The organism is Ruminococcus sp. RTP21358st1_G6_RTP21358_211008, from assembly GCF_040908885.1.
GTDB classification, from domain to species: domain Bacteria; phylum Bacillota; class Clostridia; order Lachnospirales; family Lachnospiraceae; genus Blautia_A; species Blautia_A faecis.
Genome location: NZ_JBDGDM010000028.1, coordinates 23584 through 35306, shown reverse-complemented (window position 1 = coordinate 35306; position 11723 = coordinate 23584). Strand labels below are relative to the sequence as shown.

Annotated in this window: 13 protein-coding genes and 2 pseudogenes; 3 read left to right on the top strand and 12 right to left on the bottom strand. The window is 43.4% G+C overall.

Going from position 1 to position 11723, the window contains the following annotated elements:
- Positions 1-2: 2 nt before the first annotated feature.
- The 10 genes and pseudogenes from atpH to AB5Z12_RS12170 form a co-directional block, all read right to left on the bottom strand.
- The gene (gene atpH, locus AB5Z12_RS12215; protein WP_118582128.1) at positions 3-542 is read right to left on the bottom strand and encodes an ATP synthase F1 subunit delta; all 540 of its coding nucleotides are present in this window, start codon (positions 540-542) and stop codon (positions 3-5) included.
- Positions 539-1042 (bottom strand): F0F1 ATP synthase subunit B, encoded by a 504-nt coding sequence (gene atpF / locus AB5Z12_RS12210; protein ID WP_118582125.1) that lies wholly within the window; start codon positions 1040-1042, stop codon positions 539-541. The genes atpH and atpF overlap by 4 nt, the downstream gene beginning before the upstream one ends.
- A gap of 143 nt (positions 1043-1185) precedes the next feature.
- Positions 1186-1464, bottom strand: a complete 279-nt coding sequence (atpE, locus tag AB5Z12_RS12205) for an ATP synthase F0 subunit C (protein WP_179962564.1) — start codon at positions 1462-1464, stop codon at positions 1186-1188.
- Positions 1465-1586: 122 nt separating this feature from the next.
- Positions 1587-2345, bottom strand: a complete 759-nt coding sequence (locus AB5Z12_RS12200; RefSeq protein ID WP_118582122.1) for a F0F1 ATP synthase subunit A — start codon at positions 2343-2345, stop codon at positions 1587-1589.
- A 108-nt stretch (positions 2346-2453) separates the two neighbouring features.
- On the bottom strand, positions 2454-2879 hold the full coding sequence (locus AB5Z12_RS12195) for an ATP synthase subunit I (protein WP_118582119.1): 426 nt from the start codon (positions 2877-2879) through the stop codon (positions 2454-2456).
- A gap of 6 nt (positions 2880-2885) precedes the next feature.
- Positions 2886-2948 (bottom strand): annotated as a pseudogene (locus tag AB5Z12_RS12190) (DUF6783 domain-containing protein); the annotation flags it as partial.
- 17 nt (positions 2949-2965) lie between these two features.
- On the bottom strand, positions 2966-3235 hold the full coding sequence (locus AB5Z12_RS12185) for an AtpZ/AtpI family protein (protein WP_173717843.1): 270 nt from the start codon (positions 3233-3235) through the stop codon (positions 2966-2968).
- 524 nt (positions 3236-3759) lie between these two features.
- On the bottom strand, positions 3760-3837 hold the full coding sequence (locus AB5Z12_RS12180; protein WP_368357257.1) for a DUF6783 domain-containing protein: 78 nt from the start codon (positions 3835-3837) through the stop codon (positions 3760-3762).
- A gap of 62 nt (positions 3838-3899) precedes the next feature.
- Positions 3900-5000, bottom strand: coding sequence for a substrate-binding domain-containing protein (locus tag AB5Z12_RS12175; protein WP_173735289.1), 1101 nt, complete (start codon positions 4998-5000; stop codon positions 3900-3902).
- A 141-nt stretch (positions 5001-5141) separates the two neighbouring features.
- Positions 5142-5873, bottom strand: a complete 732-nt coding sequence (locus AB5Z12_RS12170) for an RluA family pseudouridine synthase (RefSeq protein ID WP_173735290.1) — start codon at positions 5871-5873, stop codon at positions 5142-5144.
- Between the two features lie 1168 nt (positions 5874-7041).
- On the opposite strand from AB5Z12_RS12170, the pseudogene AB5Z12_RS12165 reads away from it, so the two are divergent.
- A pseudogene (locus AB5Z12_RS12165) lies at positions 7042-7101 on the top strand (DUF6783 domain-containing protein); the annotation flags it as partial.
- Positions 7102-7311: 210 nt separating this feature from the next.
- On the opposite strand, the gene AB5Z12_RS12160 reads toward AB5Z12_RS12165, so the two are convergent.
- Positions 7312-9570 carry a hydratase gene (locus AB5Z12_RS12160; RefSeq protein WP_173717840.1) on the bottom strand — a complete coding sequence of 753 codons (2259 nt, stop codon included), beginning with the start codon at positions 9568-9570 and terminating at the stop codon, positions 7312-7314.
- Positions 9571-9849: 279 nt separating this feature from the next.
- Between AB5Z12_RS12160 and AB5Z12_RS12155 the strand changes: the two genes are divergently transcribed.
- Together AB5Z12_RS12155 and AB5Z12_RS12150 are read left to right on the top strand one after the other, a co-directional pair.
- On the top strand, positions 9850-10125 hold the full coding sequence (locus AB5Z12_RS12155) for a hypothetical protein (RefSeq protein ID WP_173717839.1): 276 nt from the start codon (positions 9850-9852) through the stop codon (positions 10123-10125).
- Positions 10122-10946 (top strand): transglutaminase-like domain-containing protein, encoded by an 825-nt coding sequence (locus AB5Z12_RS12150; protein WP_118582104.1) that lies wholly within the window; start codon positions 10122-10124, stop codon positions 10944-10946. The genes AB5Z12_RS12155 and AB5Z12_RS12150 overlap by 4 nt, the downstream gene beginning before the upstream one ends.
- Positions 10947-11032: 86 nt before the next feature.
- On the opposite strand, the gene AB5Z12_RS12145 is transcribed toward AB5Z12_RS12150, so the two are convergent.
- Positions 11033-11650: a viroplasmin family protein gene (locus tag AB5Z12_RS12145; protein ID WP_368357251.1), complete on the bottom strand. Its 618-nt coding sequence runs from the start codon at positions 11648-11650 to the stop codon at positions 11033-11035.
- Between the last annotated feature and the right edge of the window lie 73 nt (positions 11651-11723).

Below are 11723 nucleotides of genomic sequence, written 5' to 3'. Positions count from 1 at the left end.
CCTTATACTATAAGCTCGTTTAATTTCCTGGAAAGATCATCCAGACGGCTCTTTACTGTACCGTCCAGCTGTCTGCCCTCCAGTTCCACTTTAAGACCTGCAAGCACTGTAGGATCTGTCTTCTGGGTCAGGGTAACGGTCTTACCGCTTATCTTCTCCAGCTTGTCCTTAAGCGCTGCCATCTGCTCATCTGTCAGTGCAACCGCGCTGGTCACCACTGCAGTGGCAATGTTATGGTCCACATTGTACCGCCGTGTAAATTCCTCACAGCATCCGGAATACTCTCCCAGGATTCCGCGCTCACACAGCAGTTTCAGAAAATTCACCAGATACCGTTCTGCTTCTGTTCCAAATGCAGTATCAAGAAGTTTTGTCCTCTCTTCCTTCGGGATTGAAGGCTCTGACAACAATTTCACATAATCGGGATTCTCCCGGAAAAGCTGCCGGATTGTCTGCATCTGCTCCAGCACAGTGTCGGTAAGCTGTTCTTCAGCAGCAAGATCATACATGCTGCTGCCATATAATCTGGCAATCTGCGTCATGATGCCTCACCTACATTCGAAATAAACTCGTCGATCAGTTTCGCGTGATCCTCTTCTTTGATCTCACGCTCGATCACCTTGCCGGCAATCTCCATTGCCATGCCGCCGATCTCATTCTTCACCTCATTGACAGCTTTTCGTTTCTCCTGTGCAATGTCGCTCTCAGCCTTCTCTTTCATAGCACGGGCTTCCTGGGCTGCACTTTTCAGGATCTCCTCACTCTGGAGGGAAGCTGTCCTCTGTGCCTCTGTGACAATATCGCTGGCCTTTGCTTTGGCCTGCTGCATATTCTGTTCATACTCTGTCTTCATGGCAAGAGCTTCTTCCTTCGCCTTTGTAGCATCCTGGATTTCGGCATCTGCCATTGCTCTTCTCTTCTGAAGCATTTCATTGACAGGCTTAAACAAAAATCTTTTTATCAGATACATTTGAAGAAAAAGATTGCAGATCTGTGCGATAAACGTCCACGGCACAATTCCTACAAGTTCCTGTACCTGCATGTTCTAACCTCCTGTTGTAACTGCTACCATTCATACCGTTCCAGTATCTTACCAGTATAGAAACCAGCTGCTTTGGTGCCGTCTCTATGGAGCTTCCATAACAGCGGTCTGTGAATGGTAACGCCTGTGATACTTGTCCTTAATTATCCAAGGAACTTCATGAAGGTACCAGGTGCAACAAAGATCAGAAGCAGACCGGTTACGAAACCGTAAATACCTGTAGTCTCTGCGATCGCACAACCAAGAAGCATGGTAGAGGTTACATCACCTTTACACTCTGGCTGACGTCCGATTGCTTCCAGAGCTTTTGCAACTGCGTTACCTTCTCCAATACCAGGTCCGATACCTGCGATCAGTGCAAGACCAGCACCAATTGCACAACCAGCCAGTGCGATACCTTTTGCCAATACTGTAAAATCCATAATCAAATCCTCCTGTTATTTATGATTTCTCTTGTTAGAAATTCAATTCATCCGGAAACTGCAAAATATTTTCTGCATTTTCCGATTTTCTGCCCACTTCGTGAACATCCGCCTTCTTTACGCTACTCTTCTGCTGCATTCGCAATATACATTACAGTCAGCATACAGAAAATAAATGCCTGCATGATTCCGGAAAACCAATCAAAATAAACTGACATAATTGCCGGAATACCAACATCCAGGAATGGGATCTTCGACAATACATCTCCCACAATACCCGGAATCAGTCCGAACAGTTTGGAACTTGCCAGCGCCAGCGCTGCATAGATCAAACCATTGATAACTACACCGGAAAGAATATTTCCAAAATGACGGCATGCCATACTGATCGGTGTGGCAATCTCAGAAAGAATATTAAATGGTGTCATAATAGGGATTGGAGTTGTAAATCCCTTCATATATCCACCGAAACCATTTGTCTTGATCTTCTGTGCCGTGATCATGGTAAATACAACAACTGCCCATGCAGCTTCTGTGGAAAGATCTGCTGTAGGGCTTCGCAGTCCTACAAGGCTGATCAGGTTGGATACCACACTGGTGGCAAAAAGCGCCGCCACAAAAGGAATCATATAGCTGAATTTCTCACCCATATTTCCGATGACGAACTTATTTGCTGTCTCCACCAGAAGCTCAGCCACAGCCTGTCTCCTGGATATTTTCTCCACCTTCAGATCATGTGTCAGCCAGATACAAAGTCCTGTGATCAACAGCATAACCAGCCAGCTTACAACCAGAGTCTCCGTTATCTGGAATTTCCCCAGGATGGGAATCTCGAACGGAAACGTATAGAATATCCTGCCACCGGTTATTTCGATATCCATGTACTCTCACCTCCTGTCATTATAAATTTGTAACTGTTCCGTACCACCTCTGTCACACACTTCGCGGAGCAGTACCTGCTGAATAGTTACATAAAATTGTATATATCATTATGCGGCCTTCCTCCCCCCAATGATTCCAACTGTCTTGATCACAATGTTTGGAAAAAGCAATGGTAAGATTCCGGCTACAAACTGAAAACAGGGAACCGCAATCGCCAGAACGCCCCAGATAAGCTGAAGCATCATTCTCTGACTATAGCTGGCCTTCATCTTCGCTGCAGCCTGTTTATCGTCCTCCATGGAAACTATCTTCTGAACGGTCAGTCCCATAAGGAAAAAGTTCAGTACTGCCACCATCCCGCCAATAAATCCGGCGAGAAGCACTGTATAATCAAACGGAATCTGCTCCGGCACTGCCAGATGTCCGATTCCAAATACAGCCCACATCAGGACTACGCATACAAATGTACCAATCGCCACCTTCTTCGTCTCTTTCCTCACTGCCGGCTGCACATCTGCAAACATTTTGCTCATACAAATCTCCCTTCTGAAACGTGTTTGAAAAAGGTTTTCTGCAAAATGTACGTCACACTTTGCAGGAATGATTCCTCAAACACACTCTAATGATGTCTGTTAAATGAAACTTTATTCTTCTTTTTCTCTTTCTCTTTCTTCTGATGTCCGGTTACGGACAGGTAAAGCTTATAGGCTACTGTAAAGGAGCCTCCCAGTCCGAAAAAAAAGCCAGGAATAAAAATCCATTCTCCTATTCCCAGGCTGGTACTCATCCACCAGCAGATCAGCAGGCACAGAAGCAGAGGAGTGATAAAGGATAAGCTAAATTGACTAAGCAAAGTCATATTCTTGATAATATCTCCCCATTTTTTCATAAAAGTCTCCTGTCTCAAGTCTCATTTTATAGACAGATTTTAACACAATTCAGTATGGATAGCAACTTCTATTGTGCACATTATTTAAAAATTGACTTCCATTTTATTGCATATCGTCAATTTTTTCACACTTCAAAAAGTAATTACATGCTAACAAATTCTTGTTATTTTGTCGTTATACAATCGTTAAACATTGACTAAAATTCAGACACGGCAGGTAGTATTGTCTAGTACATTGAATATTAAGTAACCGCCATATTGACTTGTCTGATTTTTCATCTGCTGCGTTGTCGTCGGTCGCCGTAGCCACCGCTACGCCTCCTTCCTCCGCCTTGCATATGAAGAAATCATCCTGCGTCAATATAGCAGAAACTTAATTTTCGATGTACTAGAATGTGTTTGAAACAGGCTCTGGCTGCAATATCCTTTGATATGCAAAAAACTGCCTTGTATCAGCATTCCCATTCCTGGTAAATTCATGCTGTACAAAGCAGTTTCTCTTTCATAGTTTCTTATGAACCGCTCTATCTTATTTTAGAGCGTATTTGTAAAATCATTCTCGCAATCTGCACGCCCCGCTTTGCGGCATATTTTGCCCAAATTCGTAGAGCGTGTTTGTGAAATCATTTCTGAAAATTATGACGTACCTCTTATGAAAGCTGTCTTAATTTGCATACAAATAAGAACTATATGTGGGATCATCAATGTTTGAGGAATCAATCCATGCCGGATCGATACGCACATTCCGCTTGATTTCCACACTCTTCTTTGGTGCAGTAGTCAAAAGTGCTGTCCAGATGGTCTGATATCCCATCGCGTAAGGCTGCTGGGAAACCACACCGACCTCTTTACTATTCCGGATAGCCTCCTGTTGTTTCGCTGTGGCATCCACACCAACCATCACGATGGAATCCTTTGTTTCATCCTTTTTCATGTCCAGATACAGATCGGCAATATCTGCATTATCGCAGAAAACACCGTCCAGCTGCGGATATTTGTCAAGAACCTCCTGCATGGCAGCTGTCATATCCTCTACCTGATCCTGATAAACAATCTCCACGACCTCAATATCCGGATAATTGGTGATATAATTGGTAAAACCGCTTACACGTTCCTGAATGCTCTGCGTCTTTTCCTGCGCGGAAAAGACAGCAACCTTACCCATTTTTCCGATGGCTGTGGCTAATCTATACGCAGCGATTTCTCCCACCCTGGTATTATCCGTACCGCGGAATGCACGGATCATCTTACTGTCCGTAACACCGGAGTCAAATGCCACAACCGGGATTCCATTCTCCTTGGCAGCTTCCAGCTGCGCCTGAAGGGAATCCATATCGCTGGCAGAAACACAGAGTACATCAGGATTCTCTGCAATTACTGCATCTATGGTATTTACCTGGCTCTCCACATCTTTCTCATCGCTGGCGCCTTCAAAGGTCATGGTCACCTGATCTTCTTTCTTGAAGCCATATGCCTCGTTTACATCGGCAATTGCCTGCTCCATTCCTTTCTTAACCAGTCCCCAAAACTCTCCGCTTGTACTCTTGCTTACAACTGCCACCCGGGATCCTGCCTGGATTTCTACAGATGTATCAATTTCAGGAATAAGAGGATCCTTTTCTTCCTGGGCTTCTTCTGTGGATTCCGTAGTCTGCCCGTCAGAAACCAGTGGTGCGATCACTTTCTCCACTTCTTCTTTCTTACAGCCTGTGAAGGTGCATAATGCAGCCAGAACAACAGCAGGTATCACTGCTACTTTTTTCATTTTATTCACTCCTCATCTGAATGTTTAAAGTTTTTTCAAAAAAACTTTTTATAACTATTTTTCGCAGTCTTCATCTTTGTTTAATCTTGCTTTTACATTATACACAATTTCGGTTCCACGTCTATAGTTTTTATGTTTTTTTCACATTTGCGGGATAGAAATCCCCTTAAATTCCGCCCCTTCCGGCTTCGTCACGAATTTCATCACCTTTCCGGTTACAGGATGTAAAAAGGTAAGGCTTGCGGCGCACAGGGCCAGGCTTCCTGCCCCGATGGTCACATTAGTTCCGGCACCATATTTCCGGTCACCTGCCAAAGGCATTCCGGCATGAGCCATCTGAACCCGTATCTGGTGATGGCGGCCTGTATCCAGATGAATTCGGAGCAGCCATTTTTTCTTTCCGGAAATTTCATCCACAGCTTCACCGAGAACCTCATAGGAAAGTCTGGCTTTCTTCGCACCAGGAGTGTTCGCATTCACTACGGAAGAAGTATTGGATTTTCCATCTTTTTTCAGGTAATCCTCCAGAACTGTTTCTTTTTTCCCAGTCTCTGCCTGCTGTCCATATGTTACTGCCAGATAAATTTTTTCCATCTTTCCAGCTGTAATCTGTGCACTTAACGATTTCGCAGCCTCAGGTGTCTTTCCAAATACAAGAATACCTTCTACCGGCTGATCCAGCCTGTGGATTACTGCCAGATATGGAATCCTTCTCCCACCACCAGCTTGCATTGCCAGATAATTTTTCAGGCTGCTCTCCAGATCCATGGCACCAATTCTTGCATTCTGTACCGCAATTCCCGCTGGCTTACGGCAAACTATAATCTCTTTATCTTCGAAAAGAATGTAGTCCTCTATTTTCCCACTAAACATCGTCTGCTTCCCTCATAATTTCCAATTTTCTCCGCTCATTATAGCGGATTAAAGCCTGATTTACAAGCTCACACTTTCTATTCCGGTATGCTTTATGCTGCATATCGGTTCCTGTTCACTTCGTATCCAATACATCATCCCGCTTTTTTGTCTCTCACAGCATGGAAAAGGACGGTCATCATTTTACTTATATTTCAAATGATGACCGTCCTAAAATTCTTCAGTATTCAATGGTCTTTTCCTCGTTTTTCAAATTGATTTACAATTTAATATTTACGTGGTCTTTATTCAGTTGTTCTATATTCAGTTTTAAGTTTTTATTTAAAATATCTTATCTTATTTCCTGCTCATAAACGATATGATGTTTATCATTCGGTTTATTTAGAAGTTTGATAGATTGAAATTATAATTCACGTTTTATAATTTCTTCTGCAGAAATATCGGATATACTTCTCAGGCTCTGAATCATTATCATAAACAATTTCAAACTTAATTCGGTTAAATCCAAAACCACTTACTGGTTCATATGCTCTCTTATATGTATTATACAAAAAAGTTTGAGCGGAAGTTCCTGATCTATTTCTGACTGGAATATCAATTATGATATTCTTCTAATGCAAAGTTTCGATTCATATTCTAAAGGTTCAATAGGAATCTCAAGATATCCTGCTTATCTGTGATAAGGGGTTATATCCTCTGGAGAAATGTTTCTTTACACAAGTTCCAGATCTTTGTATTAGTGGTGGACAGTTATTCAATATAAGTAATCGCTTCTATTTACCTTGGATACGTTTATAAGTATCAGCTGAATCAAGTGATACTTTATTTTCTATTTACACGGTTCTCGTATCAGGTCTTCTTGCAGGAAATGCGATTCCTGTCTCTCTTATATTGATTAGAAAGATTTTATGTTCCCATTGGAATCACTAAGCTCCTTTCTTTATGAAGTTGTTTTTCTTTTGATGAGCTTATATTACCATCTCTGGTCTTATTTGTCAATACTTTTTCGTGCATTTTTCGTTTTATTTCTGTTTTATTTTGGTGCTTCGCGTTGTATTTCTGTGTTTTTTATTAATTATTGTAATTATTCAGAATATTCGTTCATGTAACAAGAAAGGCTCCTTTTTGCAGAAGTCTAAATGGGTGTTTAAAAAAGGCTTTCTGCAAGATGTACGTCACAATTTGTGGGAGATTTTGTCCGGATGAGGGTATTATAGCGGGCTACGACAACCGAATTCGGGAAAAATATACCGCAAAGTGGGACGTGCAGATTGCGGAAATGCTTTTTTAAACACGTTCTAGCCTATGTAGAAACACATTGAGCGATATTTGCCTTTTCGTTGCAGTGTGATCATACCATGTAGAACTTTTTATGTAACAGGGAATTCTGATAAAAAGGCAGGTCGCTCTCAAAAAGAATGACCTGCCTCATAACATTTTATTTTCTATTGTAGTTGATCAGACAGCCTTTCAGGATGATTTCCCGCTCATCATCTGTCAGCTCTCCAAGTGTTACGGTAAACGGAACCAGTCCGCTCTCTTTTACCACATAACCGGTAATGCTGTCGGCTTTCTCTTCCACTGCCTTGCGGATTTCCGGGAAGAACAGGTAATCACCGTTTACAAACGGAAGATCACCGGCCGGGATCAGGAATGGAAGCATTCCCCAGTTAATCAGGTTGGAACGGTAACGTTTGGTAGCGTATTCGTTGGCAATGTTTGCCCACCCGCCAAGTACTTTCTGACAGGAAGCAGCCTGCTCACGGGCAGAACCATCTCCGGGCTTCACTGCGAAAATAGTACTTCCAACGCCAAGATTGCCTTTGCCAGCTTCCGGATACTCTTTGTTCACCGCTTCCATAACCGGCTTCAGCTCTGGCAGTGCATCCAGCGGACATTCGCCGTTCTCAATGGCATGCTCTGCTTTCTGAACCTCTTTTGCCCGTCCAACATAAGCCGGATCCTTTCTGGAAAGAGTAAACTCAGCCAGTCCAAGAGGATTGGAACGGTAGGAGGAAGTCTCACCGGATGGGATCAGCTCGTCGGTAGTAGTTACCGGATCGTGAATTTCGGAAACAACCTTCAGAACCAGATTCTCTGCAAGTGCCGGCATCTTCGGCCAGTCTTTGATGTTCGGTCCAAACTGGATCTCAACAGACGGATCAGCCACGCCTTTGCTGTCAAATACACGGTTATCGTAAATCGTTTTATCAAAGAAATATTTCTGTCCTCTGTACTCTCCTGTGAAATTCTCAGCAGAGGTAAGGAATCCCTTGTTTGCAGCTGTAGCAGCGATAGAACGTGCATCCATAAGTGCAACAGAAGAAATCTGACCATTCTGGATCTTGGAGCCTTCACGGTTCGGGAAGTTTCTGGTGGTATGGCGGATACTGAAAGCATTGTTTGCCGGAGTATCTCCAGCACCGAAGCATGGACCGCAGAATGCAGTTTTCACAACAGCACCTGTCTCAAGAAGATCTGCCAGAACTCCATTCTTAGCCAGCTCCATATAAATCGGAGTACTTGCCGGATATACGCTTAAAGTAAAGGCATCTGCACCGATGCTGGTTCCGCGGAGAATATCCGCTGCAGCACAGATATTCTCAAATCCACCGCCTGCACATCCTGCAATAATTCCCTGGTCAACATAAAGCTTTCCGTCTACAACCTTATTACGGAGAGTATAAGGAACCTTGCCGTCCAGACTTACCAGAGCTTTTTTCTCAACATCGGCAAGGATGTCATCCAGATTTGCATTCAGTTCATCAATTGTATAAGTATTGCTTGGATGGAACGGCATAGCGATCATTGGCTTGATCTCGCCAAGGTCAATCTCCACACAGCCGTCATAGTAAGCCACATCTCCCGGTTTCAGCTCTTTATAGCTCTGGGCTCTTCCATGGATCTCGTAAAACTCCTGAATCTTCTCATCTGTCTGCCAGATGGAGGAAAGGCAGGTAGTCTCAGTAGTCATAACATCGATTCCAATACGGAAATCAGCACTTAAATTAGCTACGCCAGGACCTACGAACTCCATTACTTTATTCTTCACATAACCATTTGCAAATACTTTACCAATGATAGCAAGAGCAACGTCCTGCGGTCCTACGCCCGGACGTGGGCTTCCTTTCAGATAAATAGCAACAACTCCTGGCATATTGATATCATATGTCTGGGAAAGAAGCTGCTTCACAAGCTCCGGTCCCCCCTCTCCCATAGCCATGGTACCAAGAGCGCCATAACGGGTATGGCTGTCTGAGCCAAGAATCATCTTGCCGCACTCAGCAAGCATTTCGCGGGCAAACTGATGGATAACTGCCTGATGTGGCGGAACATAGACACCGCCGTATTTTTTCGCACAGGTAAGACCAAACATATGGTCATCCTCATTAATAGTACCGCCAACTGCACAGAGGGAGTTGTGACAGTTGGTCAGAACATACGGTACCGGAAAACGCTCCAGTCCGGAAGCACGTGCAGTCTGGATAATTCCTACAAAAGTAATATCATGGGATGTCAGTTTATCAAATTTAATCTGAAGCTTGTCCATATTACCGGAAGTATTATGGGCTTTTAAAATAGAATAGGCAATGGTATTTCTTGCTGCATCTTCTCTGGAAACAGGAAGCTGGGCTTCAGCTGCCGGAATGATTTCCTTTCCATTCTGCAGATACACGCCAGTATCATATAATTTCATAATAAAGCTCCTCCTCATCTTGAGAGATTTATAAGTAACAAATATTATGCAGCTGTTCACCAGCAACATTCTGAGAGGTATTTTTTGTGAACAGCAGCAACATTATCGTTAATTATAGTAGATTTCTCCGAAAGGGTCAAGCAAAAACACTTTAGCGTGCTAAAAAGCTTTTTTTGCAAAAAATGGTCTGTAATTTTGCTCCACATTTCTGTTGCAACTTTTTCAAATCAGTGATAAGGTAGAATCTACCAACACTGAAATAATGGGAGGTGTTCTAAGATGTTTCGCCTTTGGGGACGAATCTGGAAAGATAACCATATGCTGAAGGATACCGTGATCTGTGATGACCGCCAGGAGACCAGAACGCACAAGGTTTTTCACTGTCTGGAGCAGATCTGTTATGAGCTGGATCTTGGTAATCCAATCTGGCTGGATACTACGGTGCGGGATTTTAAGAAGCACAGTAAAACACGTTTTTATCAGGATAATTTTATTGAACAGATTGACTTTGATTACCTGGAAATACAGGTAATAGAGGAAGATGGAGAAGAATGATGAAAAAGACAAAAATGTTTATGCTGGTTCTCACCAGCGCAGTACTTGCCCTTACTCCGGTAACTGCAAACGCAGCTGAAGCTGCACCTTCTCAGGTAACGGAAACTGTTATTGCCACCCCTACTCCGACACCCAAAAAGCCACAGAAAAAAGGCTGGGTGAAGACCAAATCCGGAATCAGAAGATACTATCGAAAAGGAAAACGCCTCACCGGTTTCCAGAAGATTGGCAAGAATTATTTCTATTTCAGTGCCAAGGGAACCCTATTAAAAAATACTACTGTTAATAAAGGTTACAGGGGATTTACTTACTACATCGACAATAAAAGTCATGTAATCGGCAGAAAAAAGGGTTCTACCTACTATACTGCCAGCGGAAAGAGAATGACTCAGGTTCAGATTGCCAACCTCCGCTCCAAGCAGATTGCAGCAGAGATCACCAATTCCAGCATGTCCAAATCCCAGAAGCTTCAGACATGTTTCAACTGGGTGATCAAGGGCTATTATAATATCTGGCGTGATTTTGACCAGGGCGGCAAGGACTGGCCGGCTACTTTTGCAAATGACCATTTTCTGCATCACAACGGAGACTGCGTTTCTGACGCTGGCGCATTTGCTTACCTCGCCAAGGCAATCGGATACAAGAATGTTTATGTATGTGCCGACGCTGTGCAGAGCAACAACAATGCCCACGCATGGTGCGAGATCAACGGGTATGTTTATGACCCGCTTTTCGCAGAAGCAAAGAGTTACAGCAAGTATTACGGTGCAACCTATGGTTCTTATGGACTTTACCCGGTTTTGAAATATAAGATTTCATAAATGGTTAATATTCGCTGTACTGGCTGCAGTAACTAAGTTCAGACAAAATATATGCGGCGCACAGATTACAAAAGCTCCCGGATCCGCTACAGGATTCCGAGATCTTTTTTGGCAAGCTGGTCAGCCATATCGTTGTATTTGTCGTTGGAGTGTCCTTTTACTTTTACAAAATGGACTTTTACTTTCTTCACGGCTTCCCGGTAAAAGGCCTGATACGCAATTGTTCCGGGTTTGGTAGCTTTCCAGGCACCGGTGCACCATTTGGCAATGCCTTCATAATCATGGTAAATGGTGATTTCCGGAATATTATGATCCACAGCATACTGCATTGCCGCTTCGGAGCCTTTGATTTCTCCTGCTACATTATGCATCAGTGCCAGCTCTTTGTCTGTCATTTTTTCGCAGAATGTGTGCTCTTCTCCATCCTTCAGGATGACCATTCCGTAGGAAAATTCGCCGGTGTCAGAGCGGTAACTGCCATCTACGTAGGCAATCACCTGGGCTGACGCAGGTTTTTTTGCCCTGGGAAGTGTATCCGGGATGCCCTCTGCATTCACACCGGCAAATGCCTGTGCCTCTTCCATAGTGGGAAAGCTCTTAAATTCTGCTCCCGAAAATCCCGTGACCTGTTTCTGACACTCTGCCCAGGTCATAAATACACCTGTTTTTCTGCCTGTTCTTACTGCATAGTATTTCTTTGCCATGTAGTCTCCCTTCTGTATCAGACATTCTCAAACACTTTTTCTTTAATTATAACGAAACTGTTTCTTATCTTCA